The organism is Phycisphaeraceae bacterium (genome assembly GCA_019636735.1).
Taxonomy (GTDB): Bacteria; Planctomycetota; Phycisphaerae; order Phycisphaerales; family SM1A02; genus VGXK01.
Map to the genome: position 1 here is coordinate 128954 of JAHBWY010000002.1, position 22313 is coordinate 151266.

19 protein-coding genes are annotated in these 22313 nt (G+C 66.4%); 17 read left to right on the top strand and 2 right to left on the bottom strand.

What is annotated here, in order from left to right:
• Positions 1-7: 7 nt before the first annotated feature.
• From KF724_02715 to mnhG, 11 genes are all read left to right on the top strand, one after another.
• Positions 8-652, top strand: coding sequence for a prepilin-type N-terminal cleavage/methylation domain-containing protein (locus KF724_02715; GenBank protein MBX3354592.1), 645 nt, complete (start codon positions 8-10; stop codon positions 650-652).
• A 12-nt stretch (positions 653-664) separates the two neighbouring features.
• Positions 665-1375 (top strand): hypothetical protein, encoded by a 711-nt coding sequence (locus KF724_02720; GenBank protein ID MBX3354593.1) that lies wholly within the window; start codon positions 665-667, stop codon positions 1373-1375.
• A gap of 8 nt (positions 1376-1383) precedes the next feature.
• On the top strand, positions 1384-2571 hold the full coding sequence (locus KF724_02725; GenBank protein ID MBX3354594.1) for a hypothetical protein: 1188 nt from the start codon (positions 1384-1386) through the stop codon (positions 2569-2571).
• Positions 2568-5210: an ATP-dependent RNA helicase gene (locus KF724_02730; GenBank protein ID MBX3354595.1), complete on the top strand. Its 2643-nt coding sequence runs from the start codon at positions 2568-2570 to the stop codon at positions 5208-5210. Before KF724_02725 ends, KF724_02730 begins: the two co-directional genes overlap by 4 nt.
• Before the next feature lie 144 nt (positions 5211-5354).
• Positions 5355-7646 (top strand): DUF4040 domain-containing protein, encoded by a 2292-nt coding sequence (locus tag KF724_02735; protein MBX3354596.1) that lies wholly within the window; start codon positions 5355-5357, stop codon positions 7644-7646.
• Positions 7643-8095, top strand: coding sequence for a Na(+)/H(+) antiporter subunit B (locus tag KF724_02740; protein MBX3354597.1), 453 nt, complete (start codon positions 7643-7645; stop codon positions 8093-8095). Before KF724_02735 ends, KF724_02740 begins: the two co-directional genes overlap by 4 nt.
• Positions 8092-8562 (top strand): NADH-quinone oxidoreductase subunit K, encoded by a 471-nt coding sequence (locus KF724_02745; GenBank protein MBX3354598.1) that lies wholly within the window; start codon positions 8092-8094, stop codon positions 8560-8562. The genes KF724_02740 and KF724_02745 overlap by 4 nt, the downstream gene beginning before the upstream one ends.
• Positions 8559-10016, top strand: a complete 1458-nt coding sequence (locus tag KF724_02750; protein MBX3354599.1) for a Na+/H+ antiporter subunit D — start codon at positions 8559-8561, stop codon at positions 10014-10016. The genes KF724_02745 and KF724_02750 overlap by 4 nt, the downstream gene beginning before the upstream one ends.
• The gene (locus KF724_02755) at positions 10016-10360 is read left to right on the top strand and encodes a Na+/H+ antiporter subunit E (protein MBX3354600.1); all 345 of its coding nucleotides are present in this window, start codon (positions 10016-10018) and stop codon (positions 10358-10360) included. Before KF724_02750 ends, KF724_02755 begins: the two co-directional genes overlap by 1 nt.
• On the top strand, positions 10357-10647 hold the full coding sequence (locus KF724_02760; protein MBX3354601.1) for a hypothetical protein: 291 nt from the start codon (positions 10357-10359) through the stop codon (positions 10645-10647). Before KF724_02755 ends, KF724_02760 begins: the two co-directional genes overlap by 4 nt.
• A 5-nt stretch (positions 10648-10652) precedes the next feature.
• Positions 10653-10982 (top strand): monovalent cation/H(+) antiporter subunit G, encoded by a 330-nt coding sequence (gene mnhG / locus KF724_02765; GenBank protein ID MBX3354602.1) that lies wholly within the window; start codon positions 10653-10655, stop codon positions 10980-10982.
• Here mnhG and KF724_02770 read toward each other — a convergent pair.
• The gene (locus tag KF724_02770; GenBank protein ID MBX3354603.1) at positions 10962-11780 is read right to left on the bottom strand and encodes a TIGR00730 family Rossman fold protein; all 819 of its coding nucleotides are present in this window, start codon (positions 11778-11780) and stop codon (positions 10962-10964) included. The two genes, mnhG and KF724_02770, sit on opposite strands and share 21 nt — an antisense overlap.
• A gap of 212 nt (positions 11781-11992) precedes the next feature.
• Here KF724_02770 and KF724_02775 point away from each other — a divergent pair, with 212 nt between their 5' ends.
• The 3 genes from KF724_02775 (at position 11993) to KF724_02785 (ending at position 18002) form a co-directional block, all read left to right on the top strand.
• Positions 11993-13519, top strand: coding sequence for a bifunctional folylpolyglutamate synthase/dihydrofolate synthase (locus KF724_02775; GenBank protein MBX3354604.1), 1527 nt, complete (start codon positions 11993-11995; stop codon positions 13517-13519).
• 113 nt (positions 13520-13632) lie between these two features.
• Positions 13633-16485, top strand: a complete 2853-nt coding sequence (leuS, locus tag KF724_02780; GenBank protein MBX3354605.1) for a leucine--tRNA ligase — start codon at positions 13633-13635, stop codon at positions 16483-16485.
• Positions 16486-16559: 74 nt separating this feature from the next.
• Positions 16560-18002: an AAA family ATPase gene (locus KF724_02785; protein MBX3354606.1), complete on the top strand. Its 1443-nt coding sequence runs from the start codon at positions 16560-16562 to the stop codon at positions 18000-18002.
• A gap of 186 nt (positions 18003-18188) precedes the next feature.
• On the opposite strand, the gene KF724_02790 is transcribed toward KF724_02785, so the two are convergent.
• Complete coding sequence (locus tag KF724_02790; protein ID MBX3354607.1) at positions 18189-19091, bottom strand: hypothetical protein; 903 nt, start codon at positions 19089-19091, stop codon at positions 18189-18191.
• Positions 19092-19697: 606 nt separating this feature from the next.
• Between KF724_02790 and KF724_02795 the strand changes: the two genes are divergently transcribed.
• The 3 genes from KF724_02795 (at position 19698) to KF724_02805 (ending at position 22310) form a co-directional block, all read left to right on the top strand.
• Positions 19698-21089: a hypothetical protein gene (locus KF724_02795; GenBank protein ID MBX3354608.1), complete on the top strand. Its 1392-nt coding sequence runs from the start codon at positions 19698-19700 to the stop codon at positions 21087-21089.
• Between the two features lie 17 nt (positions 21090-21106).
• The gene (locus KF724_02800) at positions 21107-21670 is read left to right on the top strand and encodes a hypothetical protein (protein MBX3354609.1); all 564 of its coding nucleotides are present in this window, start codon (positions 21107-21109) and stop codon (positions 21668-21670) included.
• A 139-nt stretch (positions 21671-21809) separates the two neighbouring features.
• On the top strand, positions 21810-22310 hold the full coding sequence (locus tag KF724_02805) for a hypothetical protein (GenBank protein MBX3354610.1): 501 nt from the start codon (positions 21810-21812) through the stop codon (positions 22308-22310).
• The last annotated feature ends 3 nt before the right edge of the window (positions 22311-22313 follow it).

The window sequence follows — 22313 nt, forward strand, 5'->3', positions numbered from 1 at the left end:
CGCGGGCATGTCATCCACTGGGCGGGCACCCAAGGGTTTCACTCTGGTCGAGGCGTTGACGGTGATCGGGATCATCGCGATCCTCCTCGGTCTGATCATGCCAGCGCTCGCCACGATCCGGCGCAGCGCGCAGAACACCCAGTGCCTGAGCAACCTCCGAAACCTGTGGGTCCCGATCACGAGCTATCAGTCGATCAACAACAGCCTGCTTCCGAACGCCGACTTTTTGCCGGCGGCCAGTGCCAGCGGGCCCATCGGCGGGCTTCCGGAAGTTCTCCAGCGGCAGATCGACCGCACGAGTGAAGTGTGGTTCTGCCCCGCCGATATCGACGAGGAGTCGGTTGAAATCGGCACCAGCTATTTCTACTTGCCGGGACTGCTCAAGTACCTGCCGCCGGTGCAACTGGCTGTGGCGCAGATGCTCGCGCAGCATCCTCCCGGCTCGATTCCTCAGAAGGACCTCGATCGCAAGCAGCGCGAGCTTGAGTCGCGCCTCGTCGGAAATCTGATCGGCAATGACCTTCGGCGGCGCTATCCGCTGCTGATCGACAGCCAGGATCGTCACGGCTCGGGGCGCAATCCGCGCAACGGCGTGTGGATCGATGGAAGCGCCGGGGAGTTGGTGGAGTTCGACGAGGAGGACGCCGATTGAAAGGGCTTCGCCATGATCACCATCGATCTTGATGCTCTTCGCGATGCGTTTGATCGCCATCGGCGGGCGATCCTGCTGGGTGGCACTGCGGCGCTGCTCGCGCTCTTCATCGGCGGCGGGACCTACTGGTGGGTCGCCATCCGCTGGAAGCCGCCACCCTCGATCTTCGACAGCCCGGTCGATGACGCGCTCGGCTACCTGGCGCTGCCTGATTTCAACAAGCTGCCCGTCGAGGAGCGATTGAAGTTCCTGCTCGAACTCGCGGATCGCTTCCGCGGGCTCCAGCCGCAGGAGTCGGCGGCGGCGGCGGCATTTCTTGCGGGCGTGGTGGGGCCGGCGCGGGCGCAACTTCATGAGAACGCTCGCACCCTCGCGAAGGATGTCCTTGCGGGCGCCGCGGCGGAGTACATCGATCTTCCCGAAGAGCAGCGAGGTCCCTTCATCGACAAGTGGGTGGCCGACTGGATGCGCCTCGGTGAGCGCATGACGCGGGGCGAAGAGCGCCCGCGGAGCGACGACGAGCGACTTGCCGAGGCGCGGCGGGACATTCAGCGCAACCGTGATCGCGTCGCGGAAGATGGCGGGCCCCCTCCGCCGAGCGATCGGATCGCCTCTCGCTTCATGGACTTCTGGCAGAGCGAGGTCGAACAGGCCTCCTCACCCAAGGAGCAGGGCCAGATCGTCCGCTTCATGAATGATGTCCGCAAGCGATTGACCCGATGACTTCCACCATGTCGACTCCCGCCACCGCACCCGCTCGCTCATGGAAGGTCAAACTGGCCGCCGCCCTGGTGGCCGCAGCCTTCTGCCTCATCGTCGCCGAGATCGTGCTTCAGGCCTACTACTGGGTCGGCGTGGGACAGCCCCTCTGGCGGCGCGTCTCGCCGGGCATCTATGCGCTCAACGAGCACGCGGGCTATTGGAACAAGCCGCTCCTGAGCTATCACCATCAGACCCACGAGTTCGATGTGATGCTCTACACGAACGAGCAGGGCTTCCGCTCATCGAAGGCGCAGGCACCCGTGTCCTACGAGCGCACCCCGGGCGTGGAGCGCATCCTTTTGCTCGGACCTTCATTCGCATTCGGATGGGGCGTCAACTACGAAGACACCTTTGCCGTGTTCCTGGCGAACGCGCTGTCGCAAGCGAAGGGGGCGCCGGGGTCAGTCGAAGTCATCAACGCAGGCGTTCCCGCGCAGGGCCCGGCGGCGCAGCTCGCGTGGTTCCGAGCCGAAGGTGAGAAGTACCGCCCGGACATCGCGATGCAGTTCGTCTACGGCTCGATGGTCGTTCCGCAGAAGGAGAACTGGAACAAGGTTGAACTCACCGCCGATGGCGCCATGGTGCAGCGTGATGCGGGTCTGTCGCAGCGTCTGAAGGGCATCGCCAAGAACTCCGCGCTCGTCTTCTACGGCTGGATCGCTGTGACCAATTTCCAGCGCATGGTCGCCTCCGACGGAGGCTCCCGCGAGATCACCGGCGCCGGTCGGGTGATGAAGCGCTTCCGCGAGTTCGATCCGAATGACCCGGAGATCGCCGAGGCGCTCGCGTTCTATCGCGAGCAGCGCGAGGCGATGAGCGCCCGCGGTGTGCGCCAGGTCATCGTGCACTTCCCCTTGGCGTATATGGTGCATCCCGAAGACCGAGCACGGTGGAGCCATCAGGGAGTCCTCGACACGGAAGAGGAACTCCGCTTCAACGAGGCCTTCTGTCAGGCGCTTGCCGCCGAGGGATTCGAAGTGATCAACATTACGCAGGATCTCATCGACGCGGTGCCGCAGGGTCGGCTCTACTTCCCCGTCGACATCCACTGGACTCCGCTCGGGAATCGCGTGGCGGCCGAGGCGACGGCGGCGAAACTGCTCAGCGGACCGGCACGCGGCAGCGCGGGCGCGGCGGCCGGTTCCGGAGCGCCGTGACGCCGGTGCTTCCGGTTCGAGCGCTCGAGGTGGAGATCCGCCGGGCGCTGGCGGAGTCGTCGTCGCTCGTGCTCACGGCCGAAACCGGAAGCGGGAAGACGACGCAGGTTCCGCAGATTCTTCTTGAGGGTGGGGCGATCGAGGGCGAAATCCTCGTGCTCGAGCCGCGTCGCCTCGCGGCGCGGCTGGTCGCCGAGCGGGTGGCGCATGAAGTCGCCGAGCGTCGCCGGTCGAGCGCGTCAGCGCCAATGCGCGGGGCCACTGCACTCGGAGGCGTGGTCGGATTCCAGACTCGTTTCGAGCGCGCATGGAGTCGGGAGACCCGCATCGGATTCCTGACGGAGGGGGTCTTTCTGCGACGACTGGAGCGTGAGGCGACGCTCGCCGGAGTCGGCGCTGTGATTCTCGATGAGTTTCACGAGCGAAGCACACTGGCGGACCTCGCCCTCGGCATCACCGAGCGCATTCAACGCGGACCTCGTCCGGACTTGAAGCTCATCGTGATGAGCGCGACGCTCGACGCGGAGCGACTGGCGGCGCGACTCGGTGCGAGACACCTTCACGCGGAGGGGCGCTGCCATCCCGTCGACATCTCCTTCCGCGCCGCCGAATCGGGCGTGCCCCCGTGGGAGATGGCCGCACGCGCCATGATCGAACTGCTCGATGCGGGGGAGCTCCTCGGTGATGCGCTCGTCTTCATGCCTGGCGCTGAGGAGATCGATCGCAGCGTGGACGCGATCGGAGCGGCCCTGCGAAGTCGCGGCGAACGGGCGTTTGTCACGGGGTTGCATGGAGGCATGTCGCCGCAGCGGCAGGATGAGGCGCTGCGCCCGCGGAGCGAACGGCGCGTGATCGTGGCCACGAATGTCGCGCAGACTTCGATCACGATCGACGGTATTCGCACGGTCATCGACTCGGGAACGGCCCGGGTGCATCGGCACGACCCCCGGCGCGCCCTCGACGCGCTGGTGCTCGAGCCGATCAGCCGCGCCGCGGCGGAGCAGCGCGCAGGCCGTGCGGGACGAACCGCGCCGGGCCGCTGCATTCGCCTCTGGAGTGAACAGGACCATGCGCGGCGGCCCGCCTTCGATTCGCCCGAGGTTCTTCGAGCGGACCTCAGCGAACCGCTGCTCACACTGGCGGCGCTGCTGCCGGGAGGTGTCTCGGACGCCGAGCGCTTCGAGTGGATTGACCCACCAGGGACTGAGTCGGTGGCGCTGGCGAAGACTCTGCTCCTTCGGTTGGGTTGCATCGATGAGGCTGGCGCCATCACGGAGATGGGCCGTCGTGCCGCCGCGCTCCCGCTCCACCCGCGACTTGCGCGGGCGATGATCGAAGCGGCTCGTCTCGGCTGCGTCGAGCGCAGCGCGGCGTGGTGCGCCATTGCCGCCGGTCGCCCGCTGGTCGATGAGCGCGACCCCGGGAGTCGCGCAGCGCTTCTCTCGCTTCTTCAGAAGGGGGAAGCACCCTCCGACATGCTGGTGCGCGAGCGCCTGCTGCGCACGCCGCCGTCGAGTGCGCGGGTGAACCACGCGGCATTGGCGGAAGCGCGGCGCGCGTGCGAGCAACTCACGCGACTGGTGGCGGATTCGAACAAGGCTGGTGTCCGGCGCAGCGATGGGGCCTCGCGCGGTTCAACTGGCAACACGCCAGCCATCAAGGCGCCGATCGCAGGTCGATCGACCTCCACCGATGCCCTGCATGGTGCCGCAACGGAGCGTGAGGTGGCGCTCTCGCTGCTGGCTGGGTTTCCCGACTTCGTCGCGTGGAGGCCCGACCGACAAAAGCCTCACGCGCTGGTGGCGGGCCGCCGCAAGGTCGAACTCGACCGTGAGACGCTCGTGCGCGGCGAGGGTTTCCTGCTGGCGCTTGGAGCGAGAGCCCATCCACGCGATCCATCGACGCAACTGCTCTCGCTCCTTGTTCCCCTCGAGCGCGCGTGGCTCGAGGCCGCCATGCCGCAGCGTTTCGCGCGCCCCATCGAGGAGCGCTGGAATCCGGAGACGAAGGCTGTCGAGTCGATCGAGGAGGTGTGCTTCGACGGTACTCCGATCGAGATGATCTTGCGCCCCGCGCGCGACTTGGGCGCGGCGGCGACCATCCTTGCACGGCGCATCGCTCTGGGTGAAGTCGACCTGCCGCTCTGGGATGAGAAGGTCGAGCAGTGGATCGCCCGTGTCCGCTGCGTCGCCGAGTGGTTTCCGCAACGATCGCTGCTGGCCTACGACGACGAGGATCTCGCCGTCATCCGCAGTGAGATCGTGCACGGCGCCACACGCGCGTCACAACTGGCCGATCGCCACTGCCTCGATGCGGTGCGCGGAGCGCTTGCGCATGACGATGCGATGTTCGTCGAGCGCATGGCGCCTGCGGAGATCCCGCTTCCGAACGGTCGACGCCTGCGGCTCACCTATCAGCCCGGGCAGCCGCCACGGGGAGGCGCACGCATCCAGGACCTCTTCGATCTTCGGGCGACCCCCACGGTGGCTGGTGGCAGGATCGCGGTGCTGATCGAGATTCTCGCGCCCAGTCAGCGCCCCCTCCAGGTGACGAGCGATCTCCCGGGGTTCTTCGAGCGGCTCTATCCGCAGATCAAGCCGGAGTTGAAGCGCCGCTACCCGAAGCACGAGTGGCGCTGACGGCTGCGCAACGGCTGCCATCTCGGCGCGCGGCCTCTTGGTTGCGGCGCGGCCTCGTCGCAAGTCTCTTACACTCTCCGCCCCGCGCCACGGTCGGCGCAGCCATGCCTCCAACGCTGACCATCCAGCGAAAGAACACTCCCGATGGCCGCCCCCTCCGCGTCACATCTTCACGGACGACCGATGCGCCCCGCGGAGTGCGCTGCCTTCGTGATGGCGCCGCTCGTCAGTTTCCTGGGTCTGCTTTGGCTTCTCCTTCGGGGTGAAGTGCCGCTCACGAAGAGCCTGTCCTGGGTGCCCTCACTCGGCATTGACTTCGCGTTCCGGATCGACGGTCTCTCCGCGCTCATGCTGGCCCTCATCACCGGCGTCGGCGTCGCGGTATTCATCTATGCGGCCGGCTACCTGAGTGGCCATCCGCATCAGCGCCGGCTCTTCGTGATGCTCACCGCATTCATGCTCGCCATGATCGGGTGTGTCACGGCGGATGATCTCTTCCTCCTCTTCGTCTTCTGGGAACTGACCAGCCTGACTTCGTTCATGCTGGTTGGTTTCGGGCATGAAGACCTCACCAGCCGAAAGTCGGCCCAGCAGGCGCTGATCGTGACCGGAAGTGGCGGTCTTGCGATGTTCGCCGGGTTCATCCTGCTCACCCAACAGGCGGGAACTTCATCGATCAGCGGATTGATCGAGGTCGTTCCGGAGATGGCGCGCACGCCGACGCTCTCGATGGCGCTCATTCTGATCTTCATCGGCGCGTTCACCAAGAGCGCGCAGGTTCCATTCCACTTCTGGCTGCCGAATGCCATGGCGGCGCCGACCCCCGTGTCCGCCTATCTGCACTCGGCCACGATGGTCAAGCTCGGCGTCTATCTGCTGGCGCGGCTCGACCCCGCGTTCGGCGAATGGCCGCTCTGGCAGGGCACACTCGAAGCCGTCGGCTCGATCACGGCGGGGTGGGCGATGATCCTCGCGCTGCGGGAGCGCGACCTCAAGCGCATCCTGGCATGGTCCACCGTGGCCACGCTCGGCGCCCTGGTGTTGCTCATCGGACTCTCCAGTCCCGTCGCCACCGTGGCGGTGGCGACGCTGCTCCTCGCGCACGCGCTCTACAAGGCGCCGCTCTTCTTCGTGGCCGGCAACATCGATCACGGCACGGGCACGCGCCTTCTCGACAAGCTCGGCAATCTGCGTCACGCGATGCCACTCACTGCCACTGCGGCGCTGCTGGCCGGCGCGTCGATGGCCGGACTACCGCTGACCTTCGGTTTCCTGGCCAAGGACATGATCCATGAGGCGAAGCTTGCCGAGCAGGTCGAAGTCCTCGTCCAGATCGGCTACGGAGTCTTTGGAATCGTCGCGGTCGCCGTCGCAGGCGTCGCAGCCATTCGGGTCTTCTGGTGGCATCCCGGCGTCTCGATCACGCCAAAGGCCCACGAGTGCGGAGCGTCACTTGTCCTTCCGCCGCTCATCCTGGCCACGATGGGGATCGTGCTCGGAGTCCTTCCCTGGGTGGCGCGGTCGATCATCCTCTCAGCGGCGCAGGCGATGTCGGCGGCGCCGATTGAGTCGATCGACTTCCATTCCCACCTTCCCTCGATGCTGGGCACGCTGACGATCACGCTCGCGGTTGGTGTGGTCGTCTATCTCTTCTGGGATCCCATCCATCGAGGCTTCGATCGCCTGGCGAAGCACTTCGACTGGATGGCCTCGGTCTCCCATTACAGTCGGGTTGTCGCTGGCATCCCGAAGCTCGCGGCGGTCTCGACGCGCAGCATCCAGAATGGAAGCCTCCCGGGCTACATGGCGATGCTCTTCTTCGCCATCACAGTGGCGATCGGACTCATGCTCTGGACAGTTCGCGGTGATCTCGCGTGGCCTGAGTGGGAGTGGCCCTCGCTTGGTGTAGCGGGCGCCTGCATCGTGGTGGCCCTGGGCGCTCTGCTGGCCGGTGGACTGGAGCGCCGGCTTGTGATCGTGCTCGCGGTTGGGTTGGTCGGATACGGAAGCGCCGTCTTCTTCCTCTTCGCCGGAGCGCCCGATGTCGCCTACACGCAATTCATCGTGGAAACGGTCTTCGTGGTGGTGGTGGCGAGCGTGCTGCTCAAACTCAAGCGGCTGGGGCGCACGACCAGCATCCGCGGCATGCGACGGCGTCCTTGGGCGATGGTGATCTCGGTGCTCTTCGCGTCGGCGGTCACGCTTCTCTTCGTGGTGGTCAGCGCGGGAACGCTCGATCCTCTCCTGTCGGAGTACTTCCTGGCGAAGAGCGTGCCCGATGCGCATGGACGCAATGTCGTGAATGTCATCCTCGTCGACTTCCGTGCGATCGACACGCTCGGTGAGATCACCGTCGTCATGATCTCCATTCTCGCGGCGATCCCGATCCTCGCGGCGCTCAGGCCTCCGCGACGCCGGCAGGAGGCGCGGACATGAACCGGCGCATCGTCATCCTGGAGCGGGTGGTGGGGCCGCTCTACTGGATCATCCTCATCGCCTCCATCTGGGTTCTGCTCAGGGGACACAATGAGCCTGGCGGCGGGTTCATCGGAGGCCTCGTCGCCGTCAGCGCGACGGTGCTGTGGGGCATCGCGCGCGGACCCGACGCGGCGAGGCGGCGGCTGCCGACCGGCGATCCTGTCGCTCTCGCGGCGATCGGCGTGCTGAGTGCAGCGCTCTCGGGCGTGCCCGCGTTCTTCGCCGGGCTGCCCTTCCTGACGCACCTCTCCTTCACGCTGCCGCTCGGTGTCACGAAGCTCTGGCTTTCGACGGTGATGGTCTTCGACATCGGAGTCTTTCTGTGTGTCTGGGGCGCCCTCTCGGGGTACGCGCTCGGCTTGCTCGAGATCGATGATGACGACGAGGTCCGGGAGGGCGGTCGATGATCTGGGCCCTCGCCATGGCGATCTGGGTCACGCTGCTCGTCGGCGCGCGGCTCGCGATGTCGCGTGATCTCGTGCGCTGCGTGCTGGGGCTGGCGATCGTCGCGAGTGGCGTCAACCTGGTGCTCTTCGCATCGGGACGAGTGACCACGGCGCTCCCGGCGGTCATTCCTTCAGGAAGCGAGACGGTCGAGGCCTCGGCCAATCCGCTGCCGCAGGCGCTGGTCCTCACGGCGATCGTGATCGGATTCGCGCTCATCTGTTTCGCACTGGTTGCGGCGCTGCGTCTCATTGACGGCTCGGGCAGCGACAACGCCGCTGACCTCGTCTACGCCGAGCCGCGTCCAACCGATCCGGTGGTGCCACCGTACGACGCGCCCGAGTTTGATCCTCCATCGCCGGAGGTGGAACCCACCGGCCATCGCTCGCCTGATGGGGCCCGCGAACCTCACGGGAGGGTTCACGCATGAACCTTCTCGTGGTGACGCCGGTCTTGGTACCGCTCCTGACTGCGGTCCTCACGGCCTTGTGGCGCGTGAAGCCAGCGCTCCAGCGCACCGTGAGCTTCATCGGCATGGCGGCGCTGCTTGCGTCGGCCGTGGCGCTCGTGGCCATCACCTCGCAGGGCACGGTTCCCGCCGTGGCCTTCGGCAACTGGGAGGCGCCCTTCGGCATCCAGTTTCAGATCGATCGGCTCGGCGCCATCATGGTGCTGCTCACCGCCATCATGGGGGCGGCGAGTCTTCTCTTCATGCTGAGTGACGCCGACACGCGGCCGCAATCGCCGCTGCTTCTGCCGCTCCTGCATGGCATGCTCGCCGGGGTGGGAGGCGCGTTTGCGACCGCCGATCTCTTCAACATGTATGTCTGGTTCGAGGTCATGCTGATCGGCGTGCTCGGCCTTTTCGCGCTGGGCGGGCGGCTGGATCAGCTCGACGCGACCTTCCGGTACCTCGCGCTGAACCTCGTCGGCACGCTGCTGCTGGTGATCTCGGTCGGCGCCATTTACTCGGTCACCGGGCACCTCAACTTCACGGCCGTGCATCACGCCGTGCAGGCGCTGCCGCCCGGCATGACGACGCTGCTTCTGGGCACGCTGATGCTCGCCTTCCTCATCAAGGCTGGTGCCTTCCCGCTCTTTGCATGGCTGCCTGCGTCCTATCACACGCTGCCCGGGCCCGTGCTCGCCCTCTGTGCAGGTCTGCTGACGAAGGTGGGCGTCTACGCCCTCCTGCGCATGTGCGGCGATGTCTTCGAGCCGACGCCGAAGATGCTGCTCGACGCGCTCGGCTGGATCGCCGCCGCGACGATGCTCTTCGGCGTGCTCGGCGCCGCGTATCACTGGGATCTTCGGCGCATCCTCGGGTTCCACATCATCAGCCAGATCGGCTACATGCTGCTCGGCATCGCGCTGGGTACGGCGACGGGTGATGGCGGGGCGCTCTTCTACACCGCGCATCACATCATCGTGAAGGCGAATCTCTTCCTCATCGCCGCGATGATCTGGCGCCTGACCGGCAGCTACGACCTCCGCAAGATCGGTGGTCTCTATGACGCGAGGCCGATGCTCGGGCTCGTCTTCGCAATCCCGGCGCTCTCGCTGGTGGGCATTCCTCCGCTCTCCGGCTTCTGGGCGAAGCTCCTCGTTCTGAGCGAGACGATCGCGCTCGGACACATTACCTGGACCGTGGTGGCCCTCATCGTCAGTTTCCTCACGCTCTATTCGATGATGAAGATCTGGCTCGAGGCCTTCTGGAAGCGCCACCCCGATTCGGAGTGGCACCTGCCCGCGAACACGCGCCTCGGTCCGGCATGGATCACCACGATCACCCTTGCGCTGATCACGATCTCGATCGGAGTAGCGCCGCAGATCCTCATTTCATTCGTGATGGCGGCGGCGGAGCAGATGGGAGGCGGACGGTGATGAAGTTGCTTGTGGCCATCGGGCTGTTGCTGCTCTTCCTGAAGGCGGTGGTGATCTCCGGCCTCCAGACGGTGCGCGTCATCCTGCGACAGACGCTCGGTGGCACCCCACCCCCGGCGGGGCTGGTCCGCATGCGTTTCGCCCCGATGAGCGAGGATGGCGCCACGCTGCTCGGATGCATGATCTCCCTGACACCGGGAACAACAACGATCGACATCGACATGGAGCGCGGCGAGATGCTGCTGCACCTGCTTGATACTTCGCAGGCCGAGGAAGCGATCGCGGGCATTCGCGCCGACTTCGAGCCGTCGCTGATCAAGCTCTTCGGCAAGGGGGCGCCATGATCGAGTTCGGCGTCACCACGCTCATTATCGCGTCCCTGGCGGCTGCGGCCCTCGGTGCCGTGCGCCTGGTCCTCGGCCCCCGTCATGCCGATCGCATCGTCGCCCTCGACCTCTTCCTGACCGCGGGAATCTCGCTCTGCATCGCCGCGAGCCTGCTGACGGCGCGCACGGTCTACCTCGATGTCGCCATCGGGCTCGCGCTCGTGGGATTCGTCGGAACCATCGGCTGGGCGAGACTGGTCGACCGCGCCGCGCGCCGCGCCGAGGGGGAGGTGAGGGAGCTGTGACCATCGTGGCCACCACGCTGCTCGGACTTGGTTCGCTCATGCTGCTGATTGCGGCGTGGGGCGTGCTCATGCTTCCCGATGCGCTCGCGCGTCAGCATGCGGCCACCAAGGCCGGCACGCTTGCCGCCTCGCTTCTCTGTCTCGGCGCGATGGCGGCCTTTCCCACGGGCGAGTGGTTCTTCCGGTTGCTGGTGATCTTCGCCTTCCTGCTCGCCACGCTGCCGGTGAGTTCGCACATGCTCGCGCGCAGCGCTGTGCGTGAAGCGGAACTCGAGAGTTCACTTCCGAACGCGCCGCTGGTGGGCGGGGAGCGTTCACCCAACGATCGGCGGTGAAGGTGGCGGTGAGGTCGGTTCCGCCGCGGGAGGCGACTCGCCACCCGCCCGCTTGCGCGGCAGGACGCCTTCTCGAGTTCCTTCGCCGGCGGGACCCGCCGCATCCTCGGGAAAGCGCGGCAGATTCGCCGCCCATGTACGGCGGCCTTCACTCACCTCGTGGACGAGATCGACCGCTTCAGTCACATCATCGGTGAGGTGAAAGAGGTGGAGGTCCTGCGCATCGATCGCTCGATGCTGATCGATGAGCACCTCGCGGAACCAGCGCAGCAGACCGTCCCAGTAGCCGCGACCGACGAGCACCACGGGCATCGGCCTGATCTTGAGCGTCTGCATGAGCGTGAGCGACTCGAACACCTCGTCGAGCGTTCCGAAGCCGCCGGGGAAGATAATGGTGCCTCGTGCGTACTTGACGAACATCACCTTGCGGATGAAGAAGTAGCGGAACTCCAGTTCGATCGTCTGGTAGGGGTTCGGCACCTGCTCGAAGGGAAGGGCGATGTTGAGACCCACGCTGATGCCGCCCGCTTCGCTTGCGCCGCGATTGGCCGCTTCCATGATGCCTGGCCCGCCGCCGGTGATGACCGCGAGGCCTCGCTCGACCAGCATGCGTCCGCACTCGCGCGCCATGTCGTAGTACCGCGTCTCCGGCGTTGTTCGTGCGGAGCCGAAGACGCTCACGGCGGGTCCGATGGTGTTGAGCGTGTCGACGGCCTCAACGAACTCGCTCAGGATGCGCAGCGCACGCCACGACTCGCTTCCGAGGTTGGGCGAGGTGGCGCGCGACTTCGTGTTCATGAATGCTCTCCAGGGCGCAGCGACCTCTGCACCCCGTGGAATGTCGGCTCTTGGCCGGGGGGGAGGTGACTTCGTTCTTCCAGACGGCCCACCAAGGCGGATGGTCAGGCCGCGGCGCGCCTCCGTGTGTCCGATCGCAACTGTTTGTCGCGCCTAGGATTAGAGCCGTCATGTTTGAATGAGAACTTCGCGCTCGATAGAATGCTTCGCTTATGCCCAAGCCCACTCCCGCCCGCTCGTCGGGCAGGGTTCCCCGTGCGGGTGCCAAGGCGCCCGGTTCCGATCGATCGACCCCCAAGACGGCCAGTCGGCGGCCCGCTCCCGCGAAGGTGCGCAGCCCGGCTGCGGTCGAGCCTAAGCCCATCCGAAACGGTGGCGGGGGAGCTCCCGATCTCTCGACCTACCCGGCGGTGCTGCGCTGGCTTTACGACCGCACCGACATCGAGCGCATGCGCGTGGTTCGTCTCGGCGAACAGGCCTTCAAGCTCGATCGCATGCGCAAGCTTCTCGATCGCCTCGGCAACCCCCAGCAGCAGATCAAGTCGGTCCATGTTGCCGGCACGGTCGGCAAGGGCAGCACGGTCGCGATGATCGCCAGCATGCTGGAAGAGTGCGGCTACACGGTGGGGCAGTACACCAGCCCTCATCTTGTCGAGCTTCGCGAGCGGATCACCATCAACGGCAAGATGGTCGGCAAGAGCGAGTTCTGCGAACACGCTCGCGCGGTGGCCAAGGCCATCGCGCGGCTTGACTTCGAGCCGACCTTTTTCGAAGTCATGACGGCCATCGCCTTCAAGCACTTCATGGAGCAGGCCGTTGACATCGCTGTCGTCGAGGTCGGACTCGGCGGGCGACTCGACTCCACCAATGTGCTGACGCCGCTCGTCACGGTCATCACGCAGATCGACTTCGACCACACGAAGATCCTCGGCAACACCCTCGCTGACATTGCGAAGGAGAAGGCGGGCATCTTCAAGCAGGGGGTTCCCGCGATCGTCTTCGAGCCCCAGGCCGATGTGGAGCGGGTCTTCCGCGAGACGGCGGAGAAGTGCGGCGCCATCCTGCGGATCGTCAACAAGGACATCGAGTACTCGAGTCGCTTCTGCACCGATCCCGATCTCGGCCCGCATACGCGCGTCTGCCTCTACACGCGCACCAGTCGACTTGAGCATCTCCCCGTTCCGCTCCAGGGCGAGCATCAGGCGGGCAACTGCGGATTGGCGCTCGCGGCGGTGGACACGCTGAAGAGCTGCGGCTTCGACTGCCCCGACGATCGCATGACCGCGGGGCTCATGAAGACCCGCGTGCCCGGTCGCATGCAACTCCTCGGCGAGCGCCCGCGCCTGCTGGTCGATGGCGCCCACAACCCCGCGTCGATGACGGCGCTGATGCGCTGCGTCGGCGCGCATGTGCCCTATGACAGCATGGTGTGCGTCTTCGGCTGCTGCGCGGACAAGGATGTGCCGGCGATGCTCGACCGCGTGAATCTCGGTGCGGACAAGGTGATCTTCACCCGTGCCGCTACGACGCCGCGAGCCGCCGATCCCGACGAGCTTCAGAAGATGTTCGCGGAGCGCTCCGGAAAGATGAGTCAGGTCGCTCGCACACTCCCCGAGGCGCTCGCCTTGGCGCATCGAGCCGTCAGCCGCGATGACCTCATCGTCGTGACGGGCAGCTTCTACCTGGTGGGCGAGACGATCAAGCACCTCCAGCACGAGCGTTCGAAGGTCGACGCCTGACCGAACGCGGCCTGCGGACGAGCGGTCGCCTCGATCATCTCGGGTCGGAGCGTCGCCGGCGGCGCGTCTGGTGGACCGTCGCCTCGCTTCGGCGGTAGCCTGCCGCCTTCCCCATGTCTTCGTCGCCTGAGAACTCGACACCGCACCGCTACACCGGTGCTCTGGCCAACCAGATCGAGGTGTCGTGGCAGATGCGCTGGGAGAAGGCAGAGGCCTTCCGCACGACCAATCCCGGCGAGCCCGGATTCGACGCCTCGGCGCCGAAGTTCTATGCGCTCGACATGTTCCCCTATCCCTCGGGCGCGGGTCTCCATGTCGGACACCCCGAGGGATACATCGCCACGGACATCCTCTGTCGCTATCAGCGCATGCGCGGCTTCGGCGTGCTCCATCCGATGGGCTGGGATGCCTTCGGGCTTCCGGCGGAGCAGTACGCCGTGCAGACCGGGGTTCATCCCGCGATCACCACGCGCAGGGCGATCGACACCTTCCGCGGACAACTCAAGCGCTTCGGTCTCAGCTACGACTGGTCGCGCGAAGTCTCGACCTGCGAGCCGGAGTTCTATCGCTGGACGCAGTGGATCTGGCTGCGCTGCTATGACGCCTGGTATGACCGCTCGCTCACTCGCGCGAGACCGATCGGTGAACTCATCCGTGCGTTCGAGCGCGGCGAGCGCACGCCCGCGCGAGGTCCATGGGCGACGCTCTCCCCGGCTGAGCGTCGCGAGGAGCTCGATGCCCATCGTCTTGCGTATCTCGGTGAGCAGACCGTCAACTGGTGTCCGAAGCTCGGCACGGTCCTTGCGAACGAGGAAGTGATCGACGGTCGAAGCGAGCGCGGTGGCTACCCCGTGTTGCGCCTCCCGCTGCGGCAGTGGATGTTCAGGATCACGGAGTACGCCGACCGACTGCTGGCCGACCTTGCGACGGTCGACTGGCCCGAGAGCACTCGAATCCAGCAGACGGAGTGGATCGGGCGAAGCGAAGGCGCGGAGATTCGCTTTCCGGTCCGGGTGGCAGGGGAGTCTGGCGCCGCGCCGCGTGCAGCGGTGGAGGAGTCCGCGCGCTCGCTCGTTGTCTTCACGACGCGGCCCGACACGCTCTTCGGGGCGACCTACATGGTGATTGCGCCCGAGCATCCGCTGGCCTCGCTCGCGTTGGAGAGCGCCGCGCCCGATCGTCGCCGTGCGATCGAGGCCTATGTCACCGCCGCGCGGAATCGCGGCGATGTCGAGCGACAGGCGGATTCGAAGCAGAAGAGCGGAGTTGACAGTGGACTGAGCGCCGTGCATCCGGTGACCGGCGCGGAGCTCCCCATCTGGATTGCCGACTATGTCCTCATGGGGTATGGCACCGGCGCCATCATGGCCGTGCCGGGGCATGATGAACGCGACTTCGACTTCGCGCGCGCATTCAACCTGCCGGTGAGGCGGGTGGTCATGCCAACAGGGGGCGATGCGAACGCGCCGCTCGAAAGCGCATTCACGGGCGATGGGGTCGCGTGCAGCAGCGCTGCGGGCGACCTCTCACTCGACGGTCTGCCCACCCAGGCGGCAAAGGCGAGGATGACGGAGTGGCTCGAGTCCAAGGGCCTCGGGCGACGGCGCGTGAACTTCAAGTTGCGCGACTGGCTCTTCAGCCGACAGCGCTACTGGGGCGAGCCGTTCCCGATCGTCTTCGATGAATCAGGCGCGGCGTACCCCATTTCCGAAGCGCATCTCCCGGTCACCCTGCCGGCGATGGAGGACTTCAAGCCGATCGAGAGTGCGACACCGACACCGCCGCTCGGCAAGGCGACCGCGTGGGTGAACACCACTGCGGGTGAAGCGGGTGTCGACCCGGCGCTCCTTCCGCCGGAGACGCCGGTGCGCCGCGAGACGAACACGATGCCCGGCTGGGCGGGAAGCTGCTGGTACTACCTTCGCTACTGCGACCCGCAGAACAGCGAGCGCTTCGTGGGGCGCGACGCCGAGCGGCACTGGATGAGCGGCGGCGGCGTGGACCTCTATGTTGGCGGGGCGGAACACGCGGTGCTGCACCTTCTCTATGCGCGCTTCTGGCACAAGATCCTCTTCGACCTCGGTGAGGTGAGCACGCCGGAGCCCTTCCGCCGGCTTTTCCACCAGGGCATGATCACCAGTTGGGCCTATCAGCGACAGGACAAGAGCCTGGTGCCCATCGACCAGGTGGAGGAGCGCGACGGCGCTCATGTCGAGAAGGGAACGGGCGATCGCGTCACGCAGACCATCGCGAAGATGTCCAAGAGTCTGCGCAATGTCATCAATCCCGACGGCGTGATTGCGGAGTACGGCGCCGACACGATGCGCCTCTACGAGATGTACATGGGCCCTTTGGAGGCGAGCAAGCCATGGAACACGCGTGACATCGCCGGAGTCTTCCGCTTCCTGCAACGCGCGTGGCGCCTGGCCATCGACGAGCGAAGCGGCGAACTCCTGCTGGCGGCGAAGGAGGACCCGGCCCTCGAGCGCCGCCTCCACCGGACGATCGCGCGCGTCGCCGCAGACACCGAGCGGCTGGCCTTCAACACCGCCATCGCCGCGCTCATTGAACTGGTGAATGCGGCGACACGGCCGACGGAGATGAGCGATCCGACGCAGGGCGGCATGACCCGCTCGCAACTGGAGCGATTCGTCTGCATCCTCGCGCCATTCGCCCCGCACATGGCGGAGGAGCTCTGGCAGCGCCTCGGTCATGACGACCTCGTCTCGCTCGCCCGCTGGCCCGAAGTCGATCCCGCGATGCTCGTCGATGACGAGGTCGAGATCGCCGTTCAGGTTCAGGGCAAGGTGAAGGCGCGCCTGCGAGTTCCCGCCGGCGCCGACGCCGGCGCCATCGAGGCGCTCGTCATGGCCGACGAAACCGTGCGAAAGTCCATTGGCGATCGACCGGTCCGCAAAGTTGTCGTCGTTCCGGGGCGGATGGTGAGCGTGGTCACGGGGGGATGATGATCGAGTCACGCATTGAGCTTGGTTGGCGCCGAACACCGCTCGCCCGAGAGTTAGATGGGACTCACCCGCTCGTGGTGGTCCGGACCGATGATGAGCAGTGGTTCCGCGACGAAGTCTTTGACGCCATCCCGAGTCAGGTGATCGTGCGGCGCTGGAGCGCTGTGCGCGGACTTGAAGAGTCGCGGCTCGAAGGGCCGCCGATCGCCGGCACCGAGGATCCCGCCGGAGCCCTTGCGTGGATCGCGATGCGAGCATCGCCCACCCGCGCGGTCAACCTCTTCTTCGATCTCTCCCCGCATCTCGAAGACTCACGCACCGTGCGTGCCCTGCGCGAAGCGGTGCAGCAGGCCAGGCGCACCTTCGGCACCGTGGTGCTGGTTGAGCGAGAATCGCGCCTTCCGCCCTTCATCGACGGTGAAGCGCATCACTGGGCGCCGCCAGTGCCGACCAAGGATGAACTCGAGGAGGCCATCCGGAGCGCGCTCCGGGAAGCGAGAAAGACGCGCGTCATTACCCACGAGGTGACCCGCCGGACCTTGGATGCCATGGTCCGAGCGCTCGGTGGGCTCACGCGCCGGCAGGCGGAGCGCGTCGTGCTCGCCTGTGTCGCCGAAGATGATCGCCTCGACGCCAGTGACCTTGATCGATTGGTGGCCCTGAAGCGGAACGCTCTGGGCGAACTGGGTGGCGTGCTCGAGTTCGTGCAGGCACCCATCGCCCTCGATGAGATCGGCGGCCTCGGCAAGCTGAAGCAGTGGCTCGCCTCGCGGCAGGGCGGCCTCGACGCCGAGGCGGCGGACTTCGGCCTCTCGCCACCGCGCGGAGTGCTGATGCTGGGCGTGCAGGGGGCGGGCAAGAGTCTCGCTGCGAAGGCGGTGGCCAGCGCGTGGGGGCTGCCGCTGATGCGCCTCGACGCGGGTGCCCTTTACGACAAGTTCATTGGTGAGAGCGAGCGACGACTTCGCGACTCCCTGCATCAGGCGGAGCGCATGGCGCCCGCGGTGCTCTGGATCGACGAGATCGAGAAGGGCTTCGCCTCGGCCGCTGGAACTTCGACCGACGGCGGCGTCTCCCGGCGCATGTTCGGAACGCTGCTCACATGGATGCAGGAGCGGCGCAGCGCCGTCTTCCTCGCCGCGACCGCGAATGACATCAGCGTGCTGCCGCCGGAGCTGCTGCGCAAGGGGCGCTTCGACGAGATCTTCTTCATTGACCTTCCGCTCGAGGAGACACGCCGCGCCATTCTCGAGATTCACCTGCGCCGGCGCCGACGAGATCCGGCAGGCTTGGATGTGGCGGCCATGTCCAGGGCCTCCGAGGGCTACAGCGGCGCGGAGATCGAGGCGGCGATTGAAGCCGCGCTCCTTCGGGCGTATCGAGATGGTCGACGCGATCTCACTTCGAGCGATGTCGTCGACGCCCTTCGCGCGTCGCCTCCGCTGTCGGTGGTGATGGCCGAGCCGCTCGCATCACTGCGCGCCTGGGCCAAGTCGCGCTGCGTTCCCGCGGAGTAGGGGAGTGTCAGCGCACCGGTGAGCCCGGCGACTTCGCGCGGCACCCGCGGCGGAAGGCGACCGCGCTGATTTCAAAGTCCAAAAACACAAGGGCGAGGCTCTCGTGACTGAGCCTCGCCCCCGGGGGGAGAAGGAAGATGAACGAGAATCGTTCACCCTCAGATACGCAGGATCCGCCTCAGCGGTTCACCCTTCTTCGCCATGCCAGCTCCGGCTGGGGAGGTCATAAATGACCCCCACCGCCGCGGGGTGGCGTTCCGACGGGGCCGAGCAGCAGCAGCCGACATCGACGAAGGTGCTGGTGACCAGCGTTTCGCGGGGGTGCAGCTCGAGGTGACCGGAGACGCCCAGGAGCTGGGCGACTCGCCACGCCTCGGGCCGAACCACCTCGCGATGCTGCACGCCGAGCTGCGACGCGAGATAGAGCGCCATGGCCTCGGCGACAAGTTCGTGGACCACGGCGCGGCGGCGCGACACGACCTCGACCTTCGAGTCAGGGCCGAAGCGCAGCCACGCAATGGTCCGGAGATCCGCTTCCAGGGGCGATGCACCCGCATCGACCGCCTGAAGAATGCTCTCGAGATCACTCACCTCGATGCGATCGTGCTCCCCCGGTTCGACGCGCACCGCCGAGGTGAAACCCGCGAGACCGCGGCGAAGCAGGCGCAGGAGCGCGACATCGTCAAGCAGCAGGAATCGCGGCCCTGCGGCGGCCGATTGCGGGCCGACCGTTTCGAGGAAGTCGTGCAGGGAGCGGGAGGTTTCGCCGATTGCCGCGAGCGCCGCGGCACCGCCGCCAGGCATTGACTCGAAGCCGAGAAGCAGCGTCATTCCCGGGCGATTCGCCCGCGCCGTGATCGAGGCAAGGATCTCCGAAGCAGGCAACGGGGAGAGTTCCGCGACCACGCGACGGCCACGCTCATCCTCGGGGGTCCACTGCTCCCAGTCGGGCTGGCCCTTCTGCCGGCGCTCCTTGACGAAGATCCGGAGCGGGCGGAAGTGCGCGCGCTGCTCAAGCGGCAGGCGTTCAGGATTGAAGACGCCGAACGCGTTGGTCGTCGTCGTGGAGTCGCGGGGAAGTTCAGGCATGAGCCACCTCTCTAAGAAGCAGGCCCCATCCATCCGGAAGGGGCCTGCGTGATGGAGCGGGTGAGAATCGAATCCGCTATCGCGCAGGTCGTGACCGGCACGGAATCGTGCACGGCTGCGTACGACCGAAGGCACGATGCCAATGAAGACTCACGAAGCGACGAATCATTCCGACCAGTTGAGCAAAGAGAGTCATTGGATCGTCCTCCTTCGACCGTTGGATTCCGTGTCGTCTCTCGTCGTTCGTCCAGACGGCGCCAGTGCGCCCTTCCGTTACGCTGCCGCGACTTCGACGCTTCGCAAGCGCCCGATGCAGCTTTCTGCGCTCAACTACGCCGCTCGTTCCGCCGGTGTTCCGGGAATCATTCCGAGAGTGAGTCGAGTGCAACATTCAGAACACAGGGGTGCGTGTTCGCGGACGACGCCCGTTCGCGATTCGTGCCTGCCAGCTTGACAGGAAGGAATGAGACGCAATGGCGCCGACCGGCGGTCAATGGTGCGCCGGGTCTTCGTCGGCACGCTCAAAGATCCCTGGAGTGTTCGTGTCGGCGCTGGGAGTTTCCTAAGATGGGCGCTTCGCATCCCAACAAGGTGCGGTGCACTTCCATGTCGTCGCACGCCACACCATCACCCGAGGGCAGACCGCCCGACCACCCCGCGTGGCAGGTGGAAGAGGAGCCGCCCTCGAACTGGGTCGCCTTCTACCCTGGTGAAGAGCCTCCATCGCGCGATGAGATCGCGCAAGCGATCGTTGAGTGGATCGGCGAGGACGCGCGACTCGGTCAGACTGAGAGCGGCGATGACGGCCCGGAGATGCTCTGGAACATTGTGGCCGAATTGCCCTCGGTCGATGCACCGGTGGTGCTCTGGGCGGAGCGAGCCGCCGCGGTCCCGAATGCGCCCCAGGGCGGGTCCGATGCGGCGCTCGCGGAGTGCCGCTGGGTGGTGCGCATGCAGGCGCAGCTTGGGTTGAGTGAACCCGCCGAGGATTACTTCGTCCTGATGAGCATGCTCGCCGCCGCGGTGCCCGATGCCGTGGCGATTCTCGATGTTTCAAGTGGAGTCGTCTTCGAGCGTGCGGCGCTCGACGAGTGGTTCCTCCATCCGGAGGCGGGGCCGAATGAGCGATGGCTCTGGAGTGTGCTCGCGCTCGCCACCGGCGGCGATGCGGGCGACGGCGCGGTCGGTGATGGTCGCCGCGGCATGCTCTTCACCAACGGTCTGCGCCGCTGCGCAAGGCCCGAACTCGAGTTGGTCGACTTGCCCACTGAACTCGGTGAGGCGGGGGTGACGCTCCTCGGCGCCGTTGTCAGCCTCTTGCTCGAGCAGCCGCTCCCCGCGCCGGGCGAACCGATCGAAGTGGGTCCGGGGCTACGAGTGACGCTACGACCGTGGCGCGAAGTGGCGGAGCGATTGGCGCCAAGTGCGCCGGGCAGCGTGGCCTGCCGCCGAGCCGTGGCCGATCAAGGACCTTCGCTCGAAGGTCACCGCGCCGTCATCTGTGACGCGGTGGACGGTGACCCAGACGCTCCCACCGTCTGGTGGCCGAAGACGGTCATCGATCGGCTCGTCTCCGGGCACGCGGTGCTCTACGCCGGGACCCGTCACGCGGAAGCGACTGCGCGCCGCGCCCGTCGCACCTGGCCCGACTTTGCGACCGCATTCGCGAGCCTCCAGAAGAGTGAGGTTCCCGGGCTCAAGGACCTCGCCCATCGCTCGTTTCTGATTCAGGCGCCGATCGCGCCGCCCTCTGCCCAGCGTGATGGCGCGTTGCCGGAGCAGGCGTGGTTCCGAGTGGATGGCTTCGATGCAGGGTTCATCCGCGCGGCGCTCTGCGCGACCTCCATCACGCACCCGGAGATGCGCGAAGGCCATCTCGTTCGCCTCTCGCCGAGTGAGGTCAGGGATTGGCGCGTCTCGCTGGGGGAGCGCGACTTCGGTCCCGACGATCCCGATGCGCTGCTGGCGGAGATCGATCGATTGCGGGGTGTGGAGTGAGCGACTTCGATCCCTTGGTGCCCTTGTTGGAAGCGGGGGGTGAGTTCGAAGCACGAACCATCGTTGCGGTCCTCGAGGACGCGGGCATCGAGGCGCACATCTTCGTGCTCGGCAACCTCGGACTTCCCCACTCGCTGACACCCGGGTCAACGGGAATTCCCGTGATGGTGCGCCAATCCTCGGTGGAGCAGGCCAAGGCGGCGCTCGAAGCGTCGAAGCAACTCGGGGCGAGCGTCGACTGGGATAGCGTTGATGTCGGGCCTGAGCCGGAGTTCCCGCCCCGGCGCCGAAGACTGAAGACCGTCATCGCGATGGGAGGCATCGCCATCCTCCTCGCCGGCGGGGTGGCGCTGTCGGCCGCGATGTTCGGCGTCACCTCGTCGACGGCGTCGAAGATCTTCGTCTTCACGCTCGCGGCCGCGTTCGTGACGGCGGTGATCTCGAGTGCGCTGCGCGAGCTCCGTCAGCAACCGAAGCCCGCCGATTGGCCAATGGGGGACGATGGAAATCTCTCGCGCTCAGCGGGCCGGGAGTCTTCGGCATCGGGTGAGCGCGATTCCGTGGGCAGGGATTCGCCTTGACGATGGCGACTCTCAAGCCCGTCAAGCCCTTGAACACCATCGAGGCCATCAGGTGCAACGAGCCCTTGGCGCCTCTCGAGCCTGTCGCGGTGTCACGAGCGACGCGCTCGCACTCGACCATCCCGCTACGCTTTCCCGGATGAAGCGGATTCCTTCACTTCCGATGATGGCTGTCGCGGTGGCCGTTGGTCTCCTCTGCCTTGTCACCGGCGGTTGCACCTACGAACTGCGAGGCCGTGTGCTCGACACGGGATTTGAGTCGATCCAGATCGTCTCGCCGACCGATGGGCGACTGGAGGAGGGCAATCCGGTGATCGGCGCGCGCGTGACGCTCACGCGAGATCCGGGATCACTCAGTCGTTCCGAGGTCACCAGCGTCATGTCAGGGAGCGACGGTTGGTTCACGATCAAGCTCGATGAATTCGGAAGCGGCTGGATGGATGAGCAGTGGGGCATTCGAGTCGCTCGAAGCGGATACACCGGAGTCGAGGATCTCATCTCACTGCCCTTCGATGCAAACAAGGGGGCGCTCCTCGTCAACATGGCGCGCGGGCCTGCGCGGCGTGGGGCTGACTCGGTCCGCAGTGCTGATCTCACCCGGGACGCCGATCGCTTCTGGTCGAGCCCCGGAGGTCGTTGATCG